Source organism: Thermomonas sp. S9 (genome assembly GCF_024704365.1).
Classification (GTDB): domain Bacteria; phylum Pseudomonadota; class Gammaproteobacteria; order Xanthomonadales; family Xanthomonadaceae; genus Thermomonas.
Genome location: NZ_JAJDFY010000001.1, coordinates 784,159 through 809,677 on the forward strand (window position 1 = coordinate 784,159; position 25,519 = coordinate 809,677).

The 25,519-nt window shown below is 70.2% G+C and carries 13 protein-coding genes, 1 tRNA gene, 10 pseudogenes and 1 riboswitch; of the genes and pseudogenes, 13 read left to right on the forward strand and 11 right to left on the reverse strand.

Annotation, left to right across the window (positions count from 1 at the left end; genetic code table 11):
- Window positions 1-3: 3 nt before the first annotated feature.
- Window positions 4-3,139 (forward strand): annotated as a pseudogene (locus tag LJB71_RS03870) (efflux RND transporter permease subunit).
- 10 nt (window positions 3,140-3,149) lie between these two features.
- Window positions 3,150-3,872: pseudogene (locus tag LJB71_RS03875) on the forward strand (TrmH family RNA methyltransferase); the annotation flags it as partial.
- 7 nt (window positions 3,873-3,879) lie between these two features.
- Here the strand turns inward: LJB71_RS03875 and LJB71_RS03880 are convergent.
- The 4 genes and pseudogenes from LJB71_RS03880 to LJB71_RS03895 all read right to left on the reverse strand — a co-directional run bounded on the left by LJB71_RS03880 (window position 3,880) and on the right by LJB71_RS03895 (window position 6,870).
- Window positions 3,880-5,309: pseudogene (locus LJB71_RS03880) on the reverse strand (M28 family peptidase).
- Between the two features lie 71 nt (window positions 5,310-5,380).
- Window positions 5,381-5,794, reverse strand: a complete 414-nt coding sequence (gene mscL / locus LJB71_RS03885) for a large-conductance mechanosensitive channel protein MscL (RefSeq protein ID WP_259303155.1) — start codon at window positions 5,792-5,794, stop codon at window positions 5,381-5,383.
- 37 nt (window positions 5,795-5,831) lie between these two features.
- Window positions 5,832-6,560, reverse strand: a pseudogene (locus LJB71_RS03890) (fumarylacetoacetate hydrolase family protein).
- Window positions 6,561-6,657: 97 nt separating this feature from the next.
- On the reverse strand, window positions 6,658-6,870 hold the full coding sequence (locus LJB71_RS03895; RefSeq protein ID WP_259303156.1) for a hypothetical protein: 213 nt from the start codon (window positions 6,868-6,870) through the stop codon (window positions 6,658-6,660).
- Between the two features lie 41 nt (window positions 6,871-6,911).
- On the opposite strand from LJB71_RS03895, the gene LJB71_RS03900 reads away from it, so the two are divergent.
- A complete protein-coding gene (locus tag LJB71_RS03900; RefSeq protein ID WP_259303157.1) occupies window positions 6,912-7,280 on the forward strand; it encodes a Rieske (2Fe-2S) protein in 369 nt (122 codons plus the stop codon).
- Here the strand turns inward: LJB71_RS03900 and LJB71_RS03905 are convergent.
- A pseudogene (locus LJB71_RS03905) lies at window positions 7,274-9,113 on the reverse strand (SLC13 family permease). The gene LJB71_RS03900 and the pseudogene LJB71_RS03905 overlap by 7 nt on opposite strands.
- Before the next feature lie 67 nt (window positions 9,114-9,180).
- A complete protein-coding gene (trmB, locus tag LJB71_RS03910; RefSeq protein ID WP_259303158.1) occupies window positions 9,181-9,933 on the reverse strand; it encodes a tRNA (guanosine(46)-N7)-methyltransferase TrmB in 753 nt (250 codons plus the stop codon).
- A 195-nt stretch (window positions 9,934-10,128) separates the two neighbouring features.
- Here trmB and LJB71_RS03915 point away from each other — a divergent pair, with 195 nt between their 5' ends.
- The 6 genes and pseudogenes from LJB71_RS03915 to LJB71_RS03940 all read left to right on the forward strand — a co-directional run bounded on the left by LJB71_RS03915 (window position 10,129) and on the right by LJB71_RS03940 (window position 16,664).
- Window positions 10,129-12,072 (forward strand): autotransporter domain-containing protein, encoded by a 1,944-nt coding sequence (locus LJB71_RS03915; RefSeq protein WP_259303159.1) that lies wholly within the window; start codon window positions 10,129-10,131, stop codon window positions 12,070-12,072.
- A 70-nt stretch (window positions 12,073-12,142) separates the two neighbouring features.
- Window positions 12,143-12,216, forward strand: a tRNA-Gly gene (locus LJB71_RS03920).
- Window positions 12,217-12,351: 135 nt separating this feature from the next.
- On the forward strand, window positions 12,352-13,266 hold the full coding sequence (rimK, locus tag LJB71_RS03925) for a 30S ribosomal protein S6--L-glutamate ligase (RefSeq protein WP_259303160.1): 915 nt from the start codon (window positions 12,352-12,354) through the stop codon (window positions 13,264-13,266).
- Window positions 13,267-13,482: 216 nt separating this feature from the next.
- Window positions 13,483-14,166, forward strand: a complete 684-nt coding sequence (locus tag LJB71_RS03930) for a response regulator transcription factor (protein WP_259303161.1) — start codon at window positions 13,483-13,485, stop codon at window positions 14,164-14,166.
- Window positions 14,153-15,470 (forward strand): annotated as a pseudogene (locus tag LJB71_RS03935) (HAMP domain-containing sensor histidine kinase). The gene LJB71_RS03930 and the pseudogene LJB71_RS03935 overlap by 14 nt, the downstream one beginning before the upstream one ends.
- Window positions 15,471-15,560: 90 nt before the next feature.
- Window positions 15,561-16,664, forward strand: a complete 1,104-nt coding sequence (locus LJB71_RS03940; protein ID WP_259303162.1) for a branched-chain amino acid aminotransferase — start codon at window positions 15,561-15,563, stop codon at window positions 16,662-16,664.
- Here LJB71_RS03940 and LJB71_RS03945 read toward each other — a convergent pair.
- The 3 genes and pseudogenes from LJB71_RS03945 to ahcY all read right to left on the reverse strand — a co-directional run bounded on the left by LJB71_RS03945 (window position 16,545) and on the right by ahcY (window position 19,653).
- Window positions 16,545-17,201, reverse strand: a complete 657-nt coding sequence (locus LJB71_RS03945) for a hypothetical protein (RefSeq protein ID WP_259303163.1) — start codon at window positions 17,199-17,201, stop codon at window positions 16,545-16,547. The two genes, LJB71_RS03940 and LJB71_RS03945, sit on opposite strands and share 120 nt — an antisense overlap.
- 17 nt (window positions 17,202-17,218) lie before the next feature.
- Window positions 17,219-18,041 (reverse strand): annotated as a pseudogene (metF, locus tag LJB71_RS03950) (methylenetetrahydrofolate reductase [NAD(P)H]).
- Between the two features lie 165 nt (window positions 18,042-18,206).
- Window positions 18,207-19,653: pseudogene (gene ahcY, locus LJB71_RS03955) on the reverse strand (adenosylhomocysteinase).
- 55 nt (window positions 19,654-19,708) lie between these two features.
- A riboswitch (S-adenosyl-L-homocysteine riboswitch) is annotated at window positions 19,709-19,793 on the reverse strand.
- A gap of 231 nt (window positions 19,794-20,024) precedes the next feature.
- Here ahcY and LJB71_RS03960 point away from each other — a divergent pair.
- From LJB71_RS03960 to LJB71_RS03975, 4 genes are all read left to right on the forward strand, one after another.
- The gene (locus LJB71_RS03960) at window positions 20,025-20,582 is read left to right on the forward strand and encodes a MarR family transcriptional regulator (protein WP_259303164.1); all 558 of its coding nucleotides are present in this window, start codon (window positions 20,025-20,027) and stop codon (window positions 20,580-20,582) included.
- A gap of 82 nt (window positions 20,583-20,664) precedes the next feature.
- A complete protein-coding gene (locus tag LJB71_RS03965) occupies window positions 20,665-20,901 on the forward strand; it encodes a thioredoxin family protein (protein WP_259303165.1) in 237 nt (78 codons plus the stop codon).
- Between the two features lie 362 nt (window positions 20,902-21,263).
- The gene (locus LJB71_RS03970) at window positions 21,264-21,641 is read left to right on the forward strand and encodes a hypothetical protein (RefSeq protein WP_259303166.1); all 378 of its coding nucleotides are present in this window, start codon (window positions 21,264-21,266) and stop codon (window positions 21,639-21,641) included.
- A gap of 171 nt (window positions 21,642-21,812) precedes the next feature.
- A complete protein-coding gene (locus LJB71_RS03975) occupies window positions 21,813-22,178 on the forward strand; it encodes a TlpA disulfide reductase family protein (protein WP_259303167.1) in 366 nt (121 codons plus the stop codon).
- A 50-nt stretch (window positions 22,179-22,228) separates the two neighbouring features.
- Here LJB71_RS03975 and LJB71_RS03980 read toward each other — a convergent pair.
- Both LJB71_RS03980 and metK read right to left on the reverse strand, forming a co-directional pair.
- Window positions 22,229-24,100: pseudogene (locus tag LJB71_RS03980) on the reverse strand (ATP-binding cassette domain-containing protein).
- A 79-nt stretch (window positions 24,101-24,179) separates the two neighbouring features.
- Window positions 24,180-25,392 (reverse strand): annotated as a pseudogene (gene metK / locus LJB71_RS03985) (methionine adenosyltransferase).
- Window positions 25,393-25,519: the final 127 nt, after the last annotated feature.

Below are 25,519 nucleotides of genomic sequence, written 5' to 3' on the forward strand. Positions count from 1 at the left end.
GCCATGACGCTGTCCGACCTGTCGATCAAGCGCCCGGTGCTGGCGGTGGTGATGAGCCTGCTGCTGATCGTGCTCGGGGTGATGGCGTTCCTGCGCCTGACCCTGCGCGAGCTGCCGGCGATCGACCCGCCGATCGTCTCGGTGCAGGTGGAGTACCCGGGCGCGTCCGCGGGGGGTGATCGAGACCCGCATCACCAAGCCGCTGGAGGATGCGCTGGCCGGGATCGAGGGCATCAACACCATCGACTCCAGCAGCCAGAACGGCAGCTCGCGGATCAGCATCGAGTTCTACCCCACCCGCGACATCGAGGCCGCCGCCAACGACGTGCGCAACGCGGTCAGCCGGGTGGCCGACCGCCTCCCGCCCGAGGCGCGCCCGCCCGAGATCAGCAAGGTCGAGGCCGATTCCGACGCCATCCTCTGGTTCAACCTGCGCTCCACCTCGATGGACCAGATGCAGATGTCGGACTATGCGCAGCGCTATCTGGTGGACCGCTTCTCCAGCCTGCAGGGCGTGGCGCGGGTGTTCCTCGGCGGCAGCCAGCGCTATGCGATGCGGGTGTGGCTGGACGGCGACAAGCTGGCCGCGCGCGGCCTGACCGCGGCCGACGTGGAGAGCGCGCTGCGTGCGGAGAACGTGGAGCTGGGCGCGGGCCGGATCGAATCGGCCGACCGCGACTTCATCCTGCGGGTGGCGCGCGACTACACCAGCCCCGGGCAGTTCGCCGAGCTGCCGCTGGGCAAGGGGCGCGACGGCTACGTGGTGCGCCTGGGCGACGTGGCGCGGGTGGCGCTGGAGTCGGCCGAACGCCGCGCCTGGTACCACAGCAACGGCGAGCCGGCGCTGGGCATCGGCATCGTCAAGACCTCCACCGCCAACAGCCTGGAGGTCGCGGATGCGGCCAAGGCCGAGGCCGACCGCATCCGCCCGACCCTGCCCAAGGGCACCGACATCTACGTCGCCTACGACAGCACCACCTTCATTTCGGCCGCGGTGGCGCGGGTCTATGAGACGCTGGTGGAGGCGATCGTGTTGGTGCTGGTGGTGATCTGGCTGTTCCTCGGCAGCGCACGCGCGGCGCTGATCCCGGCGGTGACGGTGCCGGTGTGCGTGATCGCCGCGTTCATCGCGCTGTATGCGTTCGGCTATTCGATCAACCTGCTGACCCTGCTGGCGCTGGTGCTGTGCATCGGGCTGGTGGTGGACGATGCGATCGTGGTGGTGGAGAACGTCCAGCGCCGGGTGGACCTGGGCGAACCGGCGCTGGTCGCGGCCCGCCGTGGCACCGCGCAGGTGGCGTTCGCGGTGCTGGCCACCACCGCGGTGCTGGTGGCGGTGTTCCTGCCGGTGGGCTTCCTGCAGGGCAATACCGGGCGGCTGTTCCGCGAGCTGGCGGTGACGCTGGCGGCGGCGGTCGCCATTTCGGCCTTCGTCGCGCTCACCCTGACGCCGATGATGGCCAGCAAGCTGCTGCGCCCGCACACCGGCCCGCACGCGGTGCACGGCAACCTCGTCAGCGAGTGGATCAACGCCCGCTTCCAGCGCCTGGGTGCAGGCTACCGCGGCATGCTGGCGCGCCACGTGCACCGGATCGGGCTGTTCGCGGTGCTGATGCTGGGCGCCCTGGTGGCGCTGGTGCTGCTGTTCCGGCATCTGCCCAGTGAGCTGGCGCCGACCGAGGACCGCGGCGCGTTCCAGCTGCTGGTGGAGGGCCCGGAGGGCGCCGGCTTCGATTACACCGTCAAGCAGATGCAGCAGGTCGAGGCGATCCTGGCCGGCCTGACCGGCCCGGACAAGCCGATCCTGCGCGCCAACCCGCGCGTGCCCGGCAGCTTCGGTGCCAGCGAGGAGATGCACACCGGGCGCGCGATCGTGTTCCTGCAGCCCTGGGATCAGCGCGACAAGAGCACGGTGGAGCTGGCCGGCGAGCTGGAAAAGGAATTCGCCGGCCTGCCCGGCGTGCGCGTGCGCACGATGGCCGGCGGCGGCCTGGTGCGCAGCCGCGGCCAGCCGTTCCAGCTGGTGCTGGGCGGCCCGGACTACCAGGAGCTCGCGCAGTGGCGCGACATCCTGCTGGCGAAGATGGCGGAGAACCCCGGCTTCCTCGGCCCGGATTCCGACTACAAGGAAACCCGCCCGCAGATGCGGGTGATCGTGGACAAGGCGCGCGCCGCCGACCTCGGGGTGCCGGTGGCGGCGATCGGCAGCACGCTGCAGACCATGATGGGCGGCATCCGCGCCACCACCTTCGTGGACAACGGCGAGGAGTACGACGTGATGCTGCAGGCGGATCGCAGCGGCCGCGATTCGGTGGCCGCGCTGCAGTCGCTGCAGGTGCGCGCGCGCGACGGCAGCCTGGTGCCGCTGTCGAACCTCGTCACGCTGAAGGAAATCGCCGAGCCCGGCACCCTCAACCGCTTCAACCGCCTGCGCTCGATCACCCTGAGCGCGCGCCTGGCGCCCGGCTACCCGCTGGGCGAGGCGGTGGCCTGGGCGCAGCAGACCGCGCGCGAGGCGCTGCCGGATTACGCGCAGATCAGCTGGAAGGGCGAATCGCGCGAGTTGCAGCAATCCGGCGGCGAGGTGCTGGTGACTTTCGCGCTGGCGCTGCTGATCGTGTATCTGGCGCTGGCGGCACAGTTCGAGAGTTTCCTGCACCCGCTGGTGATCATGCTCACGGTGCCGCTGGGCGTGCTCGGCGCGCTGCTCGGGCTGTGGCTCACCGGCAGCACGCTCAACCTGTTCTCGCAGATCGGGATCGTGATGCTGGTGGGCCTGGCGGCGAAGAACGGCATCCTGATCGTGGAGTTCGCCAACCAGCTGCGCGACGAAGGCCACGGCGTCCACGAGGCCATCATCGAAGCCGCCGGCGTACGCCTGCGCCCGATCCTGATGACCTCGATCGCCACCGTGATGGGCGCGGTGCCGCTGGTGGTGTTCGGCGGCCCCGGTTCCGCCAGCCGCGCCGCCATCGGCATCGTGGTGATCTTCGGGGTGGCGTTCTCCACCTTGCTGTCGCTGTTCGTGGTGCCGGCGTTCTACGCCGCGCTGGCGCGCTACACGCGCTCGCCCGAGGCGCTGGCGCGCACGCTGGAGACACTGGAGGCGGACACCCCGCAGGCAGGCGGCCATGCGTGATCGCGACGGCGAGCTGCGGATCTACGGCCTGAATGCCGTGCGCGCGGTGTTCGCGCGGCGGCCGCAGGCGCTGCGCAAGCTGTATCTGGCCGAGGCGCGGATTCCGCTACTAAAGCTGCTGCTGAAGTGGTGCGTCGCGCGCCGGATCGGCTACCGGGTGGTGGCGGAGGAAGAGCTGCAGCGGCTGGCGGCCAGCGCGCACCACGAGGGCGTGGTCGCCGACGTGCTGCAGGAGGCGCCGCGGCCGCTGTCGTCCTGGCTGCGCGGCCTGCCGGCCGGACCGCAGTGTGCGCTGTGGCTGGATGGCGTAGGCAATCCGCACAACCTCGGTGCGATCCTGCGCAGCGCCGCGCATTTTGGGGTCGCTGCGGTGCTGCTGCCCAAGCACTCCACGCTGGCGCTGTCGGGCGCGGCCGCGCGGGTGGCCGAGGGCGGCGCCGAGGCGGTGCCGCTGGTGCGGCTGGGGCGCGAGGACAACAGCCTCGCGCAGCTGCGCGGGGCTGGGTTCCGGCTCGCAGCCACCGTGGTGCGCGGCGGTGACGACGTGCTGCGCGTGCCACTGCCGCCGCGGCTGGTGTACGTGCTGGGCGCGGAAGGCCCGGGCATGTCGCCGGCGCTGGCCGCGGCCTGCGACCTGCGGCTGTCGATCCCCGGCAGCGGCGCGGTGGAGAGCCTCAACGTGGCCGCCGCCACCGCGGTGCTGCTGGCGCAGTGGGCCGCGCGCGCGGCCTAAGCCGCGCTTACTTCGCCGCCGGCGCGGCGGCCTCCGGCTTCGGTGCGCTGCCGAAGTCGCCGTCCGCGTCCGCCGCGAGATAGGCGAAGGTGACGTAGGCGGCGACGTTCTGCGCCAGCGCCGCCGGGTCGATCTTGTCGAGGGTGTCGTCCGGGGTGTGGTGGTAGTCGAAGTAGTCGGTGCCGTCCTGGGCCAGGCCGGCGCAGGCCATGCCGAGGGCGTGGAAGGGCGACAGGTCCGGCCCGCAGCCCTCTTCGCCGGCGCTGCCGGCGGCGATGCCCAGCGGCGCCAGCGCCTGGGCGATCTGCGCCAGCGCGGCTTGCGCGTGCGCGGGGACGTCGGCCTTGAAGGCATAGATGCGCCCCGCGCCGAAGTCGCTCTCCGCGCCGATCTGGTGCTGGCGCAGCTGCGCCTTGTGCGCCTCGGCATAGGCGCGGCCGCCCCACAGGCCCTGCTCCTCGTTGGCGAATGCGACCACCCGGATGCTGCGCGCCGGACGCTGCGCCTTCGGCAGCTGGCCGATCAGGTGGCCGGCGGCCATGGTGATGGCCACCCCGGCGCCGTCGTCGATCGCGCCGGTGCCGAGGTCCCAGGAATCCAGGTGGCCGCCGATCAGCACCACCTCGTTCGGCTTGCTGCGCCCGGTGATCTCGCCGACCACGTTCTGCGAGGTGTATTCGCCGTCCCAGCTCACAGTCCAGCGCCAGTTGCACCCGGATCGGGCCGAGCGCGATCAGGCGCGTCAGCTGGTCGGCGTCCGGCAGCGACAGGGCGGCCATCGGGATCGGCGTCACCCCCGGGCTGGAAGCGGCTGATGCCAGTGTGCGGGTTGCGGTGCATGTCGGTGCCGGCCGAGCGCATCAGGTAGCCGACCGCGCCGGCGCGCGCGGCCGCCGACGGGCCGGCGCCGCGGATCTTCGCGCCGACCTGGCCATAGCCTTCGCCGCTGCGGCTGCGCGGCATCGGCACGTCCACGAAGGCGATCTTGCCGGCCAGCGAGCCGGGCGCGGCCTGCTGCAGGGCTTCCAGCGAGTCGAAACGCACCACCTCGGCTGCGACCGTGCCGCCCGGGCTGCCGCCCAGCGCGGTGACGTGCAGCGGTTGCGCGTGCGCGCCCAGCACCTGCGCCGATTCGCTGCGGCGCTCCCATTTCGGGAAGGTCACCGGCTCGGTCCACACCCGGTCGAAGCCCAGCGCCTTGAACCGGGCCTTGGCCCATTCCACCGCGCGCGCATCGGCCTCGCTGCCGGCCAGGCGCGGGCCGACCTCGGTGGTCAGCGCTTCCACCACCTTCCAGGCGGTGTCGTCCTGCAGCGCCTGGGCCTGCAGCTGCGCGGCGCGCGTGAGCGCGGCGTGGCCGATGCGGGTGGGCTGGGCGGCGTGCAGCGGGGCCGCCAGCAGCAGGGCGAAGGCGGCGGCGAGAACGGTGGTGCGCATCGGCGGGCTCCGGGGCGGGGAACCCCGGAAGTTCTAGGGCGGCGCGCGCGCGGGCGGGCCTGTGCCGGAAGTTATTTCTTCAGCGCGTCGCGGATCTCGCGCAGCAGCAGCACGTCTTCCGGGGTCGGCGGCGGCGCCTCGGGCGCGGGCGCGGGTGCGCGGTGCAGGCGGTTGATGGCCTTGACCAGCAGGAAGATCGCCAGCGCGATGATGACGAACTGGATCACCGCGTTGAGAAACTCGCCGTAGGCCAGCACCACCGCGGGGATCTCCTTGCCATCCGGGCCGGCGTGCGCGGCCTGCAGGGTGATCGCCAGCTTGGAGAAATCCACGCCGCCGACCAGCAGCCCGATCGGCGGCATGATCACCTTGTCCACCAGCGCCGACACGATCTTGCCGAACGCGCCGCCGATGACCACGCCGACGGCGAGGTCGATCACGTTGCCGCGCATCGCGAATTCCCGGAACTCGGTCATCATGCCCATCAGCGGTGGCTCCCCAAGGGTGGCGTGTGGTGCCAGCTTAACCCGTCGGCGGGGCGATCCGGCCATCCAGCTGCAGCAGCCCGCCCAGACGGGCGCGGAACGTGTCGCCCGGGTGCAGTGCGGCCACGCCGGCCGGGGGTGCCCATGAACACCAGGTCGCCGGCGCGCAGGGCGTAGAGCTTCGACAGCGCGTGCAGGATCTCGGGGACATCCCAGATCAGCTGGTCCAGCGTCGCGGCCTGGCGGCGCCGGCCGTTGACCTCCAGCGACAGTTCCAGCGGCGCGAGCGCGTCCACCTCGGCGGCTGGCAGCAGTGCGGAGACCGGGGCGGAATGGTCGAAGCCCTTGCCGGTATCCCACGGCAGGCCCTTGGCCTTGGCCGCCGCCTGCAGGTCGCGCCGGGTCAGGTCCAGCCCGATGCCATAGCCCAGGATCAAGGTCCCGGCCGTTTCGACCGGAAGAATGCCCGCCGGAGCGTCGCGGCCGAGCGCGACCACCAGCTCGACTTCGTGGTGGAGATCGGCGGTGCCGGGCGGGTAGGGGCACCACGCCGTCGGTGACGATGGCATCCGCCGGCTTCATGAAGAACACCGGGCTGCCGCGCTCGGCCTTCGAGGCCGGGGCGCTGGCGCCCATCTCGCGCGCATGGTCGGCGAAGTTGCGGCCCACGCAGTAGATGCGGCGCACCGGGAACTCGCCCAGCGCGTGGCCGTGGCGGTCGATGACGGGAATGCAGCGGCGCGGCCGCGGCCGGCACCAGATCCATCAGCGCGCCAGCGACGGCTTGCCCACCACCCGGTAATCCCCCCTCGAGGGTGCGGCCACGCACGCGCGCTGGCTTGCCCGGGCGCGTGCGCAGGCGCCTACAGCATGCCGGCCAGCAGCATCGCCAGGCCCACCACCAGCCCGACCGCCAGCAGCACCAGCAGCAGGGCGACCCCCACCAGCCCCAGCGCGACCCGCAGCAGCGGGTGGCGCGGACGGCGCGGAGTGCCGGAAATCAGGGTACGCAGGCGTAGGAAGGCGGAGTGCTGGAAGAACGACATCGCTTGAGATCCTGGACGTGACAGGGTCATGACACAATGCCGGCAGTATCGGCAGAACCGGCGGGACGGGTGTGAGCAGTTCGTTAAACGACGGGACGGTGTTGGCCGCGCTGGAGGCCCTGCCCCGCGATGGCCTGCTGGCCGTGGAGGCGCCGCTGGATGGGGCGCCGGAGCCGCTGATCCTGCACCGCGCCGCCGATGGCGGCGTGCGCGCCTGGCTGAACGTGTGCCCGCATGCCGGGCGGCGGCTGGACTACGCGCCCGGAATGTTCCTGCGCAGCAAGGCCGGCGAGCTGGTGTGCGCGGTGCATGGGGCCACGTTCACGCTCGAAGATGGCCGCTGCGTGGCCGGTCCCTGCCGTGGCGAGTCGCTGCGCGCGGTGGCGGTGCACTGCGCGGATGGCCAGGTGCGGCTGGGCGCGGCGCCGATGGATCAGTAGAGCAGGTTGACCATCGCCACGATCACCCCGGTGTAGAGCAGGGTCAGCGGCCCGCCCGAGCGCCACATGTCGCGCACGCTGTAGCCGGCCGGCCCGGTGATCATCGACACCGACGGGTTGGAGGCGGTGATGAAGTTGTTGGAGGCCGACAGCGCCACCACCAGCGCGAACGCGGTGGGGTTGCCGTTCACCGCCAGCGCCAGGTTGATCGCCAGCGGCACCAGCACGATGGTGGCGCCGACGTGGCTGATGACCATCGAGAACGCGGTGGTGAACAGGGCCAGCGCGATCTCGATCAGCCACGGCGGCATCCCCTGCGGCAGGCGCTCGATGCTGTGCCCGGCCACCCACGCCGCGGCGCCGCTGGAATCCATCGCCCAGCCCAGCGGGATCAGGCAGGCCATCAGGAACACCGTCTTCCAGCTGATCGCGGCGTAGGCCTCGTCGATCTTGAGCACCCCGGTCACCAGCATGCCGGCCACGCCGGTCATCAGCGCGATCGAGGTCGGGATGCGCGAGGACAGCGCCAGCAGCATCGACAGCGCGAAGATCGCCATCGCGATCTTGAACTTGTGCGGGCGCTGCTCGTCCTTCGGGTAGTCGGTCACCACCACGAAATCGCGGCTGCGCGCGGCTTCGGCCAGGTCGGTCCAGATGCTGTGCAGCACCAGCATGTCGCCGGCCTGCAGCGGCACGCTGCGCACGTCCTCGCGCAGCACCTTGCCGTCGCGGTTGATCGCCAGCAGGCTGAGCCCGAACTGCTTGCGCAGGCGCAGCTGGGCCTGCGATTTGCCGATGAAGTTGGAGGTGGGCGGGATCACCGCCTCGGAAATGCCGGCGCGCGCCGGGTTGAACAGGTCGGCGAACACGCGCAGGCGCGAGGACAGGCGCAGGAAGTTCTTTTGCGCGAAATCGGCGATCTGCTCGCGCGGGCCCATCACGCCGAGCACGCTGCCCACCCAGATGCGGGTGTCCGCCGGCGGCGCCAGCCGCGATTCTTCGCCGGTACGCAGCGCCAGCAGCAGCGGCATGTCCACCAGCGCCTCGGCATCGCCCACGCTCATGCCAACCAGCGGGCTGTCGGCAGTCACCGTGAGCTCGTGGATATCGCCTTCGATCCCGTAGGTGCGCGCGAAATAGCTCTGGGTGCGCGCGGGGGTCACCGCCTCGTCGCCGCTTTCGCGCAGCACGCGATCGCCGAAGAAGTGGAAATAGGCCAACGAGGCGGCCAGCAGCGCCAGCCCGATCGGCAGCGGCGCGAATATCTTCAGCGGGGTGAGCGCCGCCGCGCCGGAGGGCATGCTGGCGTTGGCCGAGACCAGCAGGTCGTTGAGCAGGATCAGCGGCGAGTTGCCGACCATGGTCAGGCTGCCGCCCATGATGATCGCCGCCGACATCGGCATCAGCAGGCGCGACAGGCTGATGCCGGTGCGCGCGGTCAGGCGCGAGGCCACCGGCAGGTACAGCGCGGTCGCCGAGGTGTTGGGGATGATCGCCGAGTTCAGCCCGGACACCGCCGAGGCCAGCAGCACCAGCCGGCGCTCGATCCCGCGCGCCCGCCGCAGCGTTTCAGCCGGCCAGCCGGTTCAGCGCGCCGGTGCGGTCCAGCCCGGCGCCCAGGATCATGGTGGCGATCACGTTGATCACCGCGTCCGAGGAAAAGCCGCCGAACAGGTCCTCCGGCGCCACCAGCCCGGTCAGCCCCAGCACCACCAGCACCACCAGCGAGATCACGTCGGCGCGGATGCGCTCGAACAGGAACATCGCCATCGCGAACGCCACCAGCCCCAGCACCCAGAGCATGTCGTTGGTGAGGACGAGGGTGGTATCCATTCCGGGGGCGGCGGGCGCGGGCGGTGGCGGCGAGGGTGCAGGCAGGGTAGCGCGTTTTGCGCGCGCGTCAGCCCGCCTTGCCGGTGGCGACGCGGTCGTACAGCAGATCCCACACGCCGTGGCCCAGGCGCAGGCCGCGCGCCTCGAAGTGGGTCTGCGGGCGCCAGTCCGGGCGCGGCACGTGGCCGCGCGGACCGGCGCGGTTGGCCAGCCCGGGGGTGGCGTCCAGCACATCCCACATCTGCTCGGCGTAGTCCTGCCAGTCGGTCGCCAGGTGCAGGCGGCCGCCCGGGACCAGCTTGCGCACCAACAGCGCGGCGAAGGCCGGGTTCACCAGCCGCCGCTTGTGGTGGCGCTTCTTGTGCCAGGGATCGGGGAAATAGATGCGCACCTCGTCCAGCGCGGCATCGGCGATCTCGTGTTCCAGCACCTCCACCGCGTCGTGGTGATAGACGCGGACGTTGGTCGCCCCGTCTTCGGCCAGCGCGTTCAGCAGGCGGCCGACCCCCGGGGCATGCACTTCGATGCCAATGTGATCGCGCGCCGCGTCGCGGGCCGCCGAGTAGCGCAGCGCCTCGCCGTTGCCGAAGCCGATTTCGAGGATGCGCGGCGCGCAGCGGCCGAAGGCGGCGTCGAAATCGCGCGGCGCGCCGGTGTAATCGAGGCCGAAACGCGGCCACAGCGCGTCGAAGGCACGCTGCTGGGCCTCGGTGAAGCGGCCCTGGCGCAGCACGAAGCTGCGCACCTTGCGCTGGCCTGCGGTGGCGGTGAAAGGCTTGGGCGGCGCTTTCGCGCCCTGGCTGGAATAGGGATCGGTCAAGGCGTGGGTTCCCGTGGATGTGCGCGGCAGGCGCCATTGTCGCCGCTTGTGGGGCGGCGTGATGCGCTGCAGCGTGAGAGCGTTATGATTTCATGAAACCATCATTTCCATTCGCCGGCGTACGGCTTGCGGCAGGCCCCCGGTGGGCTGCCGACGTTTTGCGCGATGTCCACACCCATGCACGCGAGGATGCCCATGAAACGCTCTCTCCGCAGGACCCTGCTCACCGCTGCGCTGGCGTTGGCCGCGCTGCCCGCCTTCGCCCAGAACGCGCCGAAGTCGCCGTTCTCGCAGACCGTCTTCTTCGGTGACAGCCTGACCGACGGTGGCTACTTCCGGCCGATGCTGATCAACCTGATCGGCCCCAACGGCGCCATCATCGGTCGCTTCACCACCAACCCCGGCTACCTCTGGGCGGATTACCTGTCCAGCTACTACGGCGGCAATGCGAATCCGGCCTGGACCGGCAACACCACCCCGAGCCCGACTCCGGGCAGCGGCAGCAACTGGGCGGTTGGCGGCGCGCGGGTGAAGATCGACAGCGTCGGCGGGCTGGGCTACACCCCGTCGCTGGTCAGCCAGTACAACGCCTATCTGGCGGCCGGCAACAAGGTGGATCCGAACGCGCTCTACACTGTCTGGGGTGGAGCCAACGACATTTTTGCCGCGACGGGTGCTTATCAGACCGCCTATGCGAATGTGTTGCTCGGCGGCGGCACGACCGCGCAGGCGCAGGCAGCCGGCAGCGCGGCCGCACAGGCGATCCTCGGCACCGCGGTCGGCGACCAGATCAGCCTGATCGGCGCCATGACCCAGGCCGGCGCCCGCTACATCCTGGTGCCGACGATCCCGGACATCGGCCTGACCCCGGATGCGGCCGCCGGCGGCGCCGCCGGCATCGCGCTTGGCACCGCCCTGTCCACCGCCTACAACGGCGGGCTGTACGGCGGGCTGGCCAGCGCCGGCCTGCACGTGATCCCGGTCGATACCTTCCACTTCCTGCAGGAAGTGGTGGCCAGCCCCGGCACCTACGGCCTGACCAACGTCACCGGCAAGGCCTGCCTGACCCAGCCGGCGCCGGCGGGCGGCTCTTCGCTGTTCTGCAACCCGACCTCGACCGTGCCGAATGGCGCCAACACCTACCTGTTCGCCGACGGCGTGCACCCGACCTCGGCCGCGCATCAGGCGCTGGGGGATCTGGCGATTGCGATGATCGAGGGCCCGCGCAGCATCGCGGTGCTGCCGCATTCGGCGGGCACGGTCGGGCGCGCGCGCGCGGTCGGCGTGGACAGCGCGGTCGCCGGCATGGCGATGCAAGAGGGCGACGGCATGCGCTGGTGGGCCGACATCCGCGGCGACCAGCAGCGCTTCGTGAAGTCGTTTGGTTTCGACGGCTTCGGCGGCACCGGCGCGTTCGGGGTGGGCTGGCGCAGCGGCCACCTGCTGTACGGCGCGTTCGCCGGCTACGGCCGCCAGGACATCGATTTCGGCTTCGACCGCGGCAGCTTCCGCCAGACCGACGCCAGCGTCGGCGGCTTCATCGGCTGGGCCAGCGACGGCCTGTGGGTCAACGGCCAGGCCAGCTGGACCAAGCTCGGCTACAAGGTGGACCGCCAGGTCAACCTCGGCCAGGCCGTGCGCGTCCACCACGGCTCCCCGGATGGCACCAACCTGAGCGTGGGCGCCAGCGCCGGCTGGACCTTCAAGCACGGCAAGTGGGAGCACGGCCCGCTGGTCAGCCTGCTGTCGCAGACCATCCGCGTGGACGGGTATGCCGAGGACAGCAACCAGTCCAGCGCGCTGGCCTACATGAAGCAGAAGGGTGATTCGCTGATCGGCAGCGCCGGCTGGCAGGCCAGCTACGCCATCAACGACCACGTGCAGCCGTTCGTGCGCCTGACCGGCGATCACGAATACAAGAAGCCAGCCGAGCAGGTGTGGGCGCAGTCGCTGTCGCTGTCCGGTTCGCTGCCGTACGCGGTGCCGGGGCTGGACTTCGACCGCACCTACGGCACCTTCACCGTCGGCCTGCGCAACAAGCTCGGTGGGCTGGACCTGACCACCGGCGCCAACGTCACCGTGGGCCAGCGCGGCGGCAGCAACGCCAGCTTCTACGTGATGCTGGGCGGCGCGTTCTGATCGCCGCGGGCACGGCCGGGCCTGCATGCGTTGCATCCCGGCCGGCCACCGGCATAGACTTGCGCCCCGCGCGGGTGTAGTTCAATGGTAGAACTGCAGCTTCCCAAGCTGCTAACGTGGGTTCGATTCCCATCACCCGCTCCAGTTTCGCGCAGTGCCTGCGGCACTTCCTGCAATATCGGGGCGGCATCCTCACGGATGCCGCCCTTTGCGTTGGGGGCCCGCGGTCTGGCCGCCGGCGGCAAGGACATCGATCGGGCACTTCCACCGGGCATCCCCATGAAACTCGCCATCCTGTCCCGCAACGGCAAGCTGTATTCCACCCGGCGACTGGTGGAGGCCGCGCGCGAGCGCGGCCACAGCGTGCGGGTGCTCGATCCGCTGCGCTGCTACCTGCGGATCAGCAGCGATGGCTTCGACATGCACTACAAGGGCAGGCCGATCGCCGGCTACGGCGCGGTGGTGCCGCGCATCGGCGCCTCGATCACCCGTTACGGCTGCGCGGTGCTGCGCCAGTTCGAGCTGATGGGCAGCTACAGCCCCAACAGCGCGTCGGCGATCGCGCGTGCGCGCGACAAGCTGCGCTGCCACCAGGTGCTGGCTGCGGCTGGAATCGGGTTGCCGGTGACGGTGTTCGGCGACAACCCGGACGATACCGCCGACCTGCTGGCAATGCTGGGCCCGCCGCCGCACGTCATCAAACTCAACGAAGGCACCCAGGGCGCGGGCGTGATGCTGACCGAAAAGGCCTCCGCTTCGCGCGCCACGATCGAAACCCTGCGCGGTCTGTATGCGAATTTCCTGGTGCAGGAGTTCATCGCCGAGGCCAGGGGCGCCGACCTGCGCTGCTTCGTGGTCGGCGAGAAGGTGGTCGCGGCCATGCGCCGGCAGGCGCCGAAAGGGGACTTCCGCTCCAACCTGCACCGCGGCGGCAGCGCCAGGCCGGTGCGCCCGAGCCGGGCGGAGATGCACACCGCCGTGCGCGCGGCCGGCCTGCTCGGCCTGGGCGTGGCCGGGGTGGACCTGATCCGCAGCAAGCGCGGCCCGCTGGTGCTGGAGGTCAATTCCTCGCCGGGGCTGGAGGGCATCGAGGCGGCCACCGGGATCGACGTGGCAGGCGCGGTGGTGGAGCACGTGGTGGCCCGCGCGGTTGGCCTGCAACACAAGCGCAACGCGGATTTGACGGATTCTTAATCGCGCCGCGCGCAGCATGCGCATGTGCCCGCCGCGCTTCCCCCTCGGCCGGCACTGCAGGGCGATGAGACGTTTGGCCCGGGCGACCCCCCACCGCCCGGGCTTTTTCTCGTTCGCGTTCCGCCTGCCGCGCGCGGCGGCTGTGCAAGAATCCGGGAACCGGCCTGCGCCGCGCCGGTCATAGCCGGAGCCTGCGGCTTCCTGGAGACGAGACACATGCGCGTACTGGTCATCGAAGACAATCCCGACATCGCCGCCAATCTCGGGGATTACCTCGAGGACTGCGGGCACACGGTGGATTTCGCCGCGGACGGCGTCACCGGCCTGCACCTGGCGGTGGTGCACGACTTCGATGCCATCGTGCTGGACCTCAATCTGCCGGGAATGGACGGGCTGGAGGTCTGCCGCAAGCTGCGCGGCGACGCCCGCAAGCAGACCCCGGTGCTGATGCTGACCGCACGCGATTCGCTGGACAACAAGCTGGCCGGCTTCGATTCCGGGGCCGACGACTACCTGATCAAGCCGTTCGCGCTGCAGGAGGTGAACGTGCGCCTCAACGCGCTGGCGCGGCGCGGGCGCGGGCTGCCGGCGCGGGTGCTCAACGTGGGCGAGCTGGAATACAACCTGGATACCCTGGAGGTACACCGCGAGGGGCGTTCGATCCAGCTCAACCCGACCGCGCTGAAGATCCTGCAGGCGCTGATGGAGGCCTCGCCGGCGGTGGTGACCCGGCAGGAGCTCGAGAACCGGGTGTGGGGCGAGGAACTGCCGGATTCCGACTCGCTGCGGGTGCACATCCACGGCCTGCGCGCCGCGGTGGACAAGCCCTTCGCCAAGCCGATGATCCAGACCCGCCATGGCATCGGCTACCGGATCGCGGCCCCCGATGCCGACGGCTGAGGTTTCCGCGCAGCGCCGCCCGCCCGGCCGGCGCCGGCTGCGCACCCGCATCATCACCTCGTTCGTGCTGCTGGGCTTCGGCCTGACCGCGCTGTTCGCGGTGGCGATGGTGCACCTGCGCAACCGGCTGGAGAACCAGCTGATCGAAAAGACCCTGCAGCGCGAGGTGGACAACCTGGTGCGGCACGTGGAGACCAATCCGGACGAACCACCGTTCTACCTGGTGTTCGATGCACGCACCTTCAGCGACGCGAACGCCTACAAGATCAACCCGCTGTACCGCGACCTCAAGCCCGGCGTGCACGAGATCCGCGAGCCGGATGCCAGCGGCCGGATGCAGGTGTACAAGGTGGCGGTGCGTCGCGGCATCAGCCGCGAGGGCAAGCCGTTCACCAGCCTGGTGCGCTACAACGTCACCGACGCGGCCGCCACCTCCGACCTGCTCACGCGCTGGCTGCTGGCGGCGGTGCTGGCGTTCACCCTGTTCGCGCTGGTGCTGGGCTGGTGGTCGGCGTCGCGGGTGATGGCGCCGGTGTCGGAGCTGGCGCGGCGGCTGCGGCGCTCGGGCAACAGCCCGAACCCGAAGCGCTGGCACCGGATTTCGCGGACGACGAAGTGGGCGAGCTGGCGCGTGCGCTGGACGACTATGCCGCGCGCCTGACCGAGGTGGTGCAGCGCGACCGCGAGTTCAACGCCGACGTCGCCACGAGCTGCGCACTCCGCTGGCGGTGATCCGCGGCGCGGCCGAACTGCTGCTGGCCAAGCCGGATCTGGACGAGCGCACCCGCGCCCGCCTGCTGCGCATCCAGCGCGCCGAGCAGCAGTGTTCCGACCTGATCGGTGCGCTGCTGCTGCTGTCGCGCAACGAGCGCGCGGTGGGCCAGTGCGATGTCGCCAAGGTGGCGCAGCAGCTGCTGGAAAGCCACCGTGCCCAGCTCGCCGGCAAGCCGGTGGAGCTGAAGCAGGAGGGCGAGCCGAGCCTGCCGCTGCAAGTGCCGGAGTCGGCGCTGGCGGTGGCGCTGGGCAACCTGATCGGCAATGCGGTGAAGTACACCCCCAGTGGCGAGGTGGTGGTGCGGGTGCTGGCCGATGCGGTGGAAGTGCGCGACTCCGGCCCCGGCCTGAGCGCCGAGGACGCCGCGCGCCTGTTCGAGCGCGGCTATCGCGGCACCCACGCCGGGCACTCGCAGGGCGGCGGCATCGGGTTGTCGATCGTGCGCCGCCTGTGCGCCCTGTACGGCTGGGAGGTGCAGGTGCGGCCTGGCGGAGAACGCGGCGTGGTGGCGACGCTGCGCTTCGGCTGAGCGACAGCGTGCGGACGGTGCGCCGGGGCGGTGCCGGCCCGGGCGCGGCTTCGGCGGCATAATGCGCAGTCCGTTCGCAAGGAGTCCCGCATGAACCACGCCGCCGCGCCGCTGGCCTACCAGGTCATTCCCTCCGACCATGCCCGCGGCGATGCGCAGCGCGAGGCCCTGCTGGCCGGCGAGCTCGGTTTCGGCCGCCTCTTCACCGACCACATGGTGGCCATTCACTGGGACCAGGCGCGCGGCTGGCACGATGCGCGGGTGTGCGCCTACGGCCCGCTGACGCTGGACCCGGCCGCGGCGGTGCTGCACTACGGGCAGGAGATCTTCGAGGGGATCAAGGCCTACCGGCATGCCGACGGCTCGATCTGGACCTTCCGCCCCGAGGCCAACGGCGCGCGCCTGCAGCGCTCGGCGGCGCGGCTGGCGCTGCCGCAGCTGCCGGTGGCGGAGTTCGTGGAGTCGCTGCGGCAGCTCGTCGCCGTCGACCACGGCTGGGTGCCTTCGCAGCCGGAGAGCAGCCTGTACCTGCGTCCGTTCATGATCGCCACCGAGGCCTTCCTCGGGGTGCGTCCGGCGCAGGCGGCCGTCTACTACGTGATCGCCAGTCCCGCAGGCGCCTATTTCGCCAAGGGCATGGCGCCGGTGGCGATCTGGCTGTCGCAGGACTATGCGCGCGCGGCCAGGGGCGGCACCGGCGCGGCCAAGTGCGGCGGCAACTACGCCGCCTCGCTGCTGCCGCAGCAGGAGGCCTATGCCAACGGCTGCTCGCAGGTGCTGTTCCTGGACCCGGTGGAGGGCCGCTACATCGAGGAACTGGGCGGCATGAACGTGTTCCTGGTCTATCGCGACGGCCGCCTCGTCACCCCGGCGCTGTCGGGCAGCATCCTCGAGGGCGTCACCCGTTGCAGCCTCCTGCAGCTGGCCCGCGACCGCGGAATGCAGGTGGAGGAGCGCAAGGTCGCGATCGACGAATGGATCGACGGCGTGTCCTCGGGTGAGATCAGCGAAGTTTTCGCCTGCGGCACCGCCGCGGTGGTGACCCCGATCGGCCAGCTCAAGGGCAAGGGCTTTTCAGTGGGTGATCTGGATGCGCCGATCGGCGAGGTGACATTGGCGCTGCGCCGCGAACTGGCCGACATCCAGTACGGGCGCGTGCCCGATCGCCACGGCTGGATGGTGCGCCTGCGCTGAGCGCGCGCCGTGCGCGGCATTCCCGCTACAGCGTCGCCACAGGCAGCCCATGCGCCGGCGCAGCCCGAACCCGGCCTGGCGCGGGGTGTGCCCGTTGCCATCCACCTGGTCCGCCACCAGCCCGGTGAGCGTGCCGTCGTCGGGATCGGTGCGCGCGTGCACGCCCACGAGCGGGCGCGCGGCGATCCGCTGCAGCCGGTCCAGCACCGCGTTCGCGGCGGCGCTGCCCATCCCGGCCCAGTCGTAGAGCGCCGCGAGCTGGTTGGCATCGCCGGCCTGCAGCGCGCGTTCCAGCGCATCGGCCAGGTCCTGCACGCTGCGCGCGCAGCTGCCGCGCGCGGCCAGCAGGGCGCCGCCGGCGCCGGCCGTCGGGGCCGCCGGTGGCGCCTCGCGCGCGGCGAGGTCGCCGCACGGGCGGTCGGTATAGATCCGGGTGCCGTCGCTGGTCAGGCACTGGCGCACCTGCGCCTGCGCGGGCGGGGCGGGCAGCGGGCCGAGCAGGAGTGCCGGCAGCAGCAGGGCGGTGATGCGGGGCATGCGTGCAGGGTGCGCGCTCACTCCAGCCGCTGCAGCACCGCCTGCACCGGATGTGCCAGGTTGAGGGTGTAGAAATGCAGCCCCGGCGCGCCGCCGTCCAGCAGGCGGCGGCACAGTGCGGCCACCATGTCGGCGGCGAACGCGCGGATCGCCGCGGCATCGTCAGCGAACGCGCGCATGCGGCGGTCGATCCAGCGCGGGATCTCGGCGCCGCAGGCTTCCGAGAAGCGGCGCAGCTGGGCGTAATTGGCGATCGGCATGATGCCGGGCACGATCGGGATGCCGATGCCGGCTTTGTGCGCGTCTTCGACGAAGCGGAAATAGGCGTCGGCGTTGTAGAAATACTGGGTGATCGCGCCGCTCGCGCCGGCCTCCACCTTGGCCTTGAAATGGCGCAGGTCCACCTGCGCGTCCACGGCCTGTGGGTGCACTTCCGGATAGGCCGCGACCTCGATATGGAAGTGGTCGCCGTGCTCCTCGCGGATCAGGCGCACCAGCTCGCTGGCGTGGCGCAGGTCGCCGCTGCGCGCCATGCCCGAGGGCAGGTCGCCGCGCAGGGCGACGATCCGGTTGCAGCCCAGCGCGCGGTAGTGCCGCAGCAGCGTGCGGATTTCCTCGCGGCTGCCGCCGACGCAGGTCAGATGCGGTACGCCCTCCAGCGCGTGTGTCGCGCAGCCGCTGCACGGTTTCCGGGGTCTGGCTCAGGGTCGAGCCGCCGGCGCCGAAGGTCACCGACATGAACTCGGGTGCGTATGCCTTCAGCCGGCGCACGGTGCGGTCGAACTGGGCGCGCTGCTCGTCCGTCTTGGGCGGGTAGAACTCGAAGCTGACGCTGGGCATGGCCGCACTCCGGAGGGAATGCGGGCATGATAACTTTCATCGCGATGAAGCGATAGAGCTCCAATCGAGTCAGCGCGACCAGCAGAAAACGCAGGCGGAGTGCGCTGGAAACGACTGCGGGCGCCGTGAGGCGCCCGCAGTCTCGATCGCGCAGGCGTGCCGGCATCAGTAGCGGTAGTGCTCCGGCTTGTACGGGCCGTCCACCGATACTCCGAGGTAGGCGGCCTGCGCGGGGGTCAGGGTCGTCAGCTTCACGCCGATCTTTTCCAGGTGCAGCCGCGCCACTTCCTCGTCCAGCTTCTTGGGCAGCATGTACACCTTGCGCTGGTAGCGATCGCGGTTCGCCCACAGGTCGATCTGCGCCAGCGTCTGGTTGGAGAAGCTGTTGCTCATCACGAAGCTGGGATGGCCGGTGGCGCAGCCCAGGTTGACCAGGCGGCCTTCGGCCAGCAGGAAGATGCTGTGGCCGTCGGCGAAGGTGTACTTGTCCACTTGCGGTTTGATGTTGGTCTTCACCGCGCCGCTGGCGTTCAGCGCGTCCACCTGGATCTCGTTGTCGAAGTGGCCGATGTTGCAGACGATGGCCTGGTCCTTCATCGCCTGCATGTGTGCCAGCGTGATGATGTCCCGGTTGCCGGTGGTGGTGACGTAGATGTCGGCGCTGCCGAGGGTGTCCTCGACCGTCTTCACCTCGAAGCCTTCCATCGCCGCCTGCAGGGCGCAGATGGGGTCGATCTCGGTGACGATCACCCGGCATCCGTAGGCGCGCAGCGAGTGCGCGCTGCCCTTGCCGACGTCGCCGTAGCCGCACACCACCGCCACCTTGCCGGCCAGCATCACGTCCATCGCGCGCTTGAGGCCATCGGCCAGCGACTCGCGGCAGCCGTACAGGTTGTCGAACTTGCTCTTGGTGACCGAGTCGTTGACGTTGATCGCCGGCACCAGCAGCTTGCCGGCCTCGGCCAGCTGGTACAGGCGGTGCACGCCGGTGGTGGTCTCCTCGGACACGCCGCGCCACTCCTCGACCACGCGGGTCCAGAAGCCGGGGCGCTCGCGGGCGACGCGCTTGAGCAGGTCCTTGATCACCTGCTCCTCGTGGCTGGCGGAGGGCGAGTTGACCCAGGCATCGTCGCCCTGCTCGAGCCGCGTAGCCCTTGTGGATCAGCAGAGTGACGTCGCCGCCGTCGTCCACCACCAGCTGCGGGCCGGTCAGGGTGCCGTCGGGCAAGGTGAAGGTCAGTGCGGCCAGGGTGCAGTCCCAGTATTCCTCCAGGGTTTCGCCCTTCCAGGCGAACACCGGGGTGCCGGTGGCGGCGATCGCGGCGGCGGCGTGGTCCTGGGTGCTGAAGATGTTGCAGGAGGCCCAGCGCACCGAGGCGCCGAGATCCACCAGCGTCTCGATCAGCACCGCGGTCTGGATGGTCATGTGCAGGCTGCCGGTCACGCGCACGCCCTTGAGCGGCTGTTCGGCGGCGTACTTGCGGCGGATCGCCATCAGGCCCGGCATCTCGTGCTCGGCGATGTCGATTTCCTTGCGGCCCCAGTCGGCCAGCGAGAGGTCGGCCACCTTGTAGTCGGCAGCGGTCGAGAAGGTCTTGGCAACAGCGTTCATGATGGTTTCCGGTTTCATGCCCGCCTCCTGCTATGCGGGGGAGGGCTGGGTGAGTGCAAACCGGGCGCCGTTTTCTGCAAGACCGAGCCTGGCGGACGCCGGCTTGTGCAAGCCGACCCATCGCAGCGCCCCTCGGGATGCACGAATTATAGCGGGGACGGGCGCTATCGGATGCAGCCCAGGGATGAACGGCCTGCCCACCGTGCTGACACGGCGCCCCGGACCCGGATGCCCTGCACCGCTTGACATTAATAATAGGAATCCTAATATATCGCCATGGATGCATCCGGCAACCCCCGCGAACAGGCCGCCGCTGCGCTGGAGCAGCTCAGCCGGCTGCTGCGCGCACAGGCATGGCATGGCGATGCCGGTTGGCCCATGCCGCCGGTGCAGGCTGGCGTGTTGAAACTGTTGGCCGACGCGCGCCAGGGCTGCGCGCGGCGCGGATGGCGGAGCGGCTGGGGGTCACCGCCGCCAGTCTCAGCGACACCCTGAAGACCATGGAAGCCCATGGCTGGATCGAGCGTAGTCCGGATCCGCGGGACGCGCGCGCCCAGCTGTTGCACCTGAGCCCGAAAGGGCGCGCGCAGGCAGCGCTGAAACGACAGTCGGACCGCGGCGCGCTGGGCCTGGTGCAGGCATTGGAGCAGGCCGATCTCGCGGCGCTGCTGCGCTGTACCCAACTGCTGGTTGGCGAGGCGCAGCGACAGGGGCTGGCGACAGGCCTGCGCACCTGCGTGGGCTGCAGGTTCTTCCGGCCCTTCGCCAGTGGCGATGCCGCACGGCCCCACCTGTGCGGCTTCACCGGCCAGCCGTTCGGCGATCTGGAGCTGCGTGTGGACTGCGCCGAGCATGAACGCGCCGAACCACAGGATTTCGCCGCGAACCGGGAACGGTTCCGGCAACGGATTCCGCTTCCGGCGGAATGAAAGAGGGCGACACCCGATTGCAGTCGAATGTCGCCCGGTTCCACTCCTTACCCGTCACGAGCAAGCAAGAGGAATCATGATTATGCGCCAGAACGCCGTTTTCTATCATGCCGGTTGTCCGGTCTGCGTGGAGGCCGAACAATACCTTGCGCATGCGCTGGACCCACAGCGCTACGACGTCGAGATCGTGCATCTGGGCGAGCAGCGCGCCCGTCTGGACGAAGCCGAAGCCGCCGGTATCCGCTCGGTGCCCGCCCTGGTCATCGACGGGGTGCCGATGCATATCAATTTCGGCGCGTCGCTGGCCGAACTGCGCTGAGGAGACGACGATGACCCTGCATCCGATCGTCGCGGCGCTGCTGCTGGCCGCCGTACCTGCCGCGGCTCACGACGGTGGCATCGCCACACCCGCAAACACCGCGGTGGCTGCCGACTTCGATATCGTCCACACCCGCATCAGCACCAGCGGAAATGTCGCCACGTTCCACATGGCGGTCTCCGGAAGGGCCGGCCGGACGCGCCCGTCCGCCTCCGGCAAGCTGGCGGGAAGCCAGGTGTTCTCCTACGTCTGGCCAACCAGCATCGATCCGTGGGAAGTCGGTTTCGAACACAAGGCCGGCATTCTGGCATTGGCGGTGACGGCGCATCCGGATTTCGACGACACACCGCTGTTCGATGAAAATGGCGATGGGCGCCGTGACAACGATGGTGACGTCTGGCACAGCCCACTGGGTCGTGCTGCAGCCGAACCCGGCCTGCGGCAAGGGCGCACTGGCGGTGGTGGACATCCCGCAAGGCGCGAAGCCGCGCCTGCCCAGGACCTGGCCGGGATTGCCGCTGCTGCTCGACAGCCCCGGCTGGAGCCCGACGCTGGAGGCCGGAACGGTGGAGGTGAAAGTTCCCTTCGACGACATCGGGGTGGTCACGGCGGGCGGTTTCGATGGGGTGACCGCCGGTCTGCGCGTCAATGCCAGCGTGCATGCGCCGCTGCTTTGCGTGGTGGATGTGTTCAAGGTGGCCTCCGGAGATCTCAGCCTGCCGGGCAAACCCAATCGTTGAGCATCCGGCCCGCGCTGCGCTGGCGGCGCGGGCTTTCCATTGCGGAGAGGCGTATGCCGATGAGGATTCAAACCGCCCCCGAGCTGCAGATTTCGCACTGGTTCAACGTGCCCGCGCCGCTGTCACTGGGCCGCGCTGCGCGGCCGGGTGGTGGTGATGGAGGCGTTCCAGATGCTCTGCCCCGGCTGCGTCTCGCACGGGCTGCCGCAGGCGCAGCGGGTACGGCAGCTGTTCGCCCGCGAAGACGTGGAAGTGATCGGCCTGCATACCGTGTTCGAACACCATGCGGCGATGACGCCGGTGGCGCTGGAGGCGTTCCTGCACGAGTACCGGATTGGCTTCCCGGTGGGCGTGGATGCCGCCTCCGAGGCCGGGCCGATCCCGCGCACCATGGCCGCCTACGGCATGCGCGGCACGCCGACGCTGCTGCTGATCGACCGGATCGGCTGCCTGCGGCAGCACCACTTCGGGCAGGTGGAGGATCTGGTCCTGGGGGGCGCAGATCGCGATGCTGGCAGCCGAGCCTGCGCCAACTGATGCGATGACGGGTGCGACCTGCCACGTGGATGGTGGCTGCGGCTGACGGTTCAACCGTCCAGCGCCTCCCAGCGGGCGTAGGCGGCGTCCAGCTCGGCCTGCAGCTGCGCCAGCGCGGCATTGGCCTGTTGCCGGGCCGCGTCGCCCTGGCGGTAGAACGCCGGGTCCTGCATCGCGGCGGTGCGCGCGGCGATCGTGGCCTCCAACGCTTCGATGCGGCCCGGCAGCTGCTCCAGCTCGCGCTGGTCCTTGTAGCTCAGCTTCTTGCGCGGGGGAGGGCCCCGCCGCCGCGGGTGGTGGGGCCGCTGGCTTGATCGCTGTGGCGGGGGGCGTGGTCGCAGGGGGGCGCGGGGCGCTGGCGCAGCCAGTCGCTGTAGCCGCCGACGTAGTCGCCCAGCCGGCCGTCGCCTTCCAGCACCAGCGTGCTGGTCACCACGTTGTCGAGGAAGTCGCGGTCGTGGCTGACCAGCAGCAGGGTGCCGGGATAGTCCAGCAGCAGCTCCTCCAGCAGTTCGAGCGTCTCCACGTCGAGGTCGTTGGTGGGTTCGTCCATCACCAGCAGGTTGGACGGCTGTGCGAACAGGCGCGCCAGCAGCAGGCGGTTGCGCTCGCCGCCGGACAGGCGGGTGATCGGTGCGCGCGCACGCTCCGGTGAGAACAGGAAGTCCTGCAGGTAGCCGACCACGTGCTTGCGGCTGCCGTTGATCTCCACGAAATCGCGGCCGCCGGCCACGTTCTCCAGCGCATTGCGGGTGTCGTCCAGCTGGCTGCGGTGCTGGTCGAAGTAGGCGATCTTCAGGTTCGTGCCCAGCGCCACTGTGCCGGCATCGGGTTGCAGTTCGCCCAGCAGGATTTTGAGCAGGGTGGACTTGCCCGAGCCGTTCGGGCCGATGATGCCGACCTTGTCGCCGCGCAGGAGCGTGGCCGAGGCGTCGCGCAGGAGGACCTGGTCGCCGAACGCCTGCGACACGCCGGTCATCTCGATCACCTTCTTGCCGGAGGCCTGCGCGCTCGCGGCTTCCATCTTCACCGTGCCGGTGAGGCCGCGACGCGCGGCGCGCTCGCGGCGCATCGCCTTCAGTGCGGTGACGCGGCCTTCGTTGCGGGTGCGGCGGGCCTTGATGCCCTGGCGGATCCACACCTCTTCCTGCGCCAGCAGTCTGTCGAAACGCGCGTTCTCCTGCGCCTCGGCGTGCAGGCGCTCCTCGCGCCGGCGCAGGTAGTTGTCGTAGTCGCCGGGCCAGCTGGTGACCTGGCCGCGGTCGATCTCGATGATGCGGGTGGCCAGCGCGCGCAGGAAGCCGCGGTCGTGGGTGACGAACACGAGGCTGCCGGGGAAGGTCTTGAGGAAGCCCTCCAGCTCAGGTGATCGCTTCGACGTCGAGGTGGTTGGTGGGCTCGTCCAGCAGCAGGATGTCCGGCGCGCGCACCAGCGCCTGCGCCAGCAGCACGCGCCGCTTCATGCCGCCGGAGAGCGCCGCGAATTCGGCATCCTCGGGCAGCTCCAGCCGCTCCAGCACCTGCTGCACGCGGCGGTCCAGGTCCCAGCCGTCGCCGGCCTCGATCTGCGTCTGCGCCGCCGTCATCGCGGCCATGTCGCCGGCCTGCACGGCATGGTGGTAGCGCGCCAGCAGCGCGCCGAGATCGCCCAGGCCTTCGGCTACCACGGCGAGCACGCTGCCCTGCGTGTCCTGCGGTACTTCCTGCGCCATCCGTGCGACCACGACGCCGGCCTGCACGCGCACTTCGCCGTCGTCGGGCTTGAGCTCGCCGGCCATCAGCCGCATCAGGGTGGACTTGCCGGCGCCGTTGCGGCCGACGATGCAGACGCGTTCGCCGGGTTCGATGGTGAGGTCGACGTGGTCGAGCAGCAGCGGACCGCCGACGCCGAAGTCGACGCGCTGGAACTGGAGGAGGGGCATGCGCGCATTTTACGCGGCCCCCACGCGAACGGGCCGCATCACTGCGGCCCGTCCGGGGACTGCCCGCCGCGGTGGCGGCTTACTTCAGCTTGGCGGCCTTGCGCAGGGCCTCGGCCTTGTCGGTCTTCTCCCACGAGAACAGCGTCGCCTTCTGCTTGTTGCCGGCGCCGTCGGTGTAGCTGATCTCCTTCGGCTTGCGGCCGAAGTGGCCATAGCTGGCGGTCGGCTGGTAGATCGGGTGCTCCAGGTCCAGCATGCGGGTGATCGCATACGGACGCAGGTCGAAGTGGGCGCGGATCAGCTTCTCGATCACGTCGTCGCCGACCTTGCCGGTGCCGAACGTCGTCACCGAGATCGAGGTCGGCTGGGCCACGCCGATGGCGTAGCTCACCTGCACCTCGCACTTGTCGGCCAGGCCGGCGGCGACGATGTTCTTGGCCACGTAGCGCGCGGCGTAGGCGGCCGAGCGGTCCACCTTCGAGGGGTCCTTGCCGGAGAACGCGCCGCCGCCGTGGCGGGCCATGCCGCCGTAGGTGTCGACGATGATCTTGCGCCCGGTCAGGCCGCAGTCGCCCACCGGGCCGCCGATCACGAACTTGCCGGTCGGGTTGATGAACACCTTGCTCTTCGGCAGCGCGTCCAGCTCACTTCTTCGGCAGCACCGGGGCGAGTACGTGTGCGCGCACCGCTTCGATCAGGTCCTTCTGCTTGATGTCGGGATCGTGCTGGGTGGACAGCACCACCGCATCCAGGCCGACGATGTCGTGGCCGTCGTAGCGCAACGTCACCTGGCTCTTGGCATCCGGGCGCAGCCACTTCAGCTTGCCGTTCTTGCGCACCTTGGCCTGTTGCTCGACCAGGCGGTGCGCGTAGTAGATCGGCGCCGGCATGAACTCGGGCGCCTCGTTGCAGGCGTAGCCGAACATCAGGCCCTGGTCGCCCGCGCCCTGGTCTTCCGGCTTCTTGCGATCCACGCCCTGGTTGATGTCGGGCGACTGCTTGCCGAGCATGTTGATGATGGCGCAGGTGTGGCCGTCGAAGCCGACGCCGGAGTTGTCGTAGCCGATGCCGTTGATGACCTTGCGGGCCAGCTCCTCGATGTCCACCCACGCGCTGGTGGTGACCTCGCCCGCCACGATCGCCGCGCCGGTCTTCACCAGCGTCTCGCAGGCCACGCGGGCGTGCTTGTCCTGGGCCAGGATCGCGTCCAGCACCGCATCGGAGATCTGGTCGGCGAGCTTGTCCGGATGGCCTTCGGAGACCGATTCGGAAGTGAACAGATAGCTGGACATCGCTTTATATCCCTGCATTCGGATGGAAAGATGGCCGCGCATGATACAGGCTGGCGGCCCGGCGCGCATCATGCGCCCACGGGCGTGACCGCAATGTTGGGCCGGCGTTAAGTCCCGCTGTCACCGT

Bases quoted from the DNA above. Each gene is read 5' to 3' on its own strand.
- LJB71_RS03930 (WP_259303161.1), top strand. From the start codon at position 13,483: ATGCGCGTACTGGTCATCGAAGACAATCCCGACATCGCCGCCAATCTC.
- LJB71_RS03895 (WP_259303156.1), bottom strand. From the start codon at position 6,870: ATGACCCTGTCACGTCCAGGATCTCAAGCGATGTCGTTCTTCCAGCAC.
- rimK (WP_259303160.1), top strand. From the start codon at position 12,352: ATGAAACTCGCCATCCTGTCCCGCAACGGCAAGCTGTATTCCACCCGG.
- LJB71_RS03940 (WP_259303162.1), top strand. From the start codon at position 15,561: ATGAACCACGCCGCCGCGCCGCTGGCCTACCAGGTCATTCCCTCCGAC.
- LJB71_RS03945 (WP_259303163.1), bottom strand. From the start codon at position 17,201: ATGCCCCGCATCACCGCCCTGCTGCTGCCGGCACTCCTGCTCGGCCCG.
- mscL (WP_259303155.1), bottom strand. From the start codon at position 5,794: ATGGGCATGATGACCGAGTTCCGGGAATTCGCGATGCGCGGCAACGTG.
- LJB71_RS03915 (WP_259303159.1), top strand. From the start codon at position 10,129: ATGAAACGCTCTCTCCGCAGGACCCTGCTCACCGCTGCGCTGGCGTTG.
- LJB71_RS03965 (WP_259303165.1), top strand. From the start codon at position 20,665: ATGCGCCAGAACGCCGTTTTCTATCATGCCGGTTGTCCGGTCTGCGTG.
- LJB71_RS03975 (WP_259303167.1), top strand. From the start codon at position 21,813: ATGCTCTGCCCCGGCTGCGTCTCGCACGGGCTGCCGCAGGCGCAGCGG.
- LJB71_RS03970 (WP_259303166.1), top strand. From the start codon at position 21,264: ATGGCGATGGGCGCCGTGACAACGATGGTGACGTCTGGCACAGCCCAC.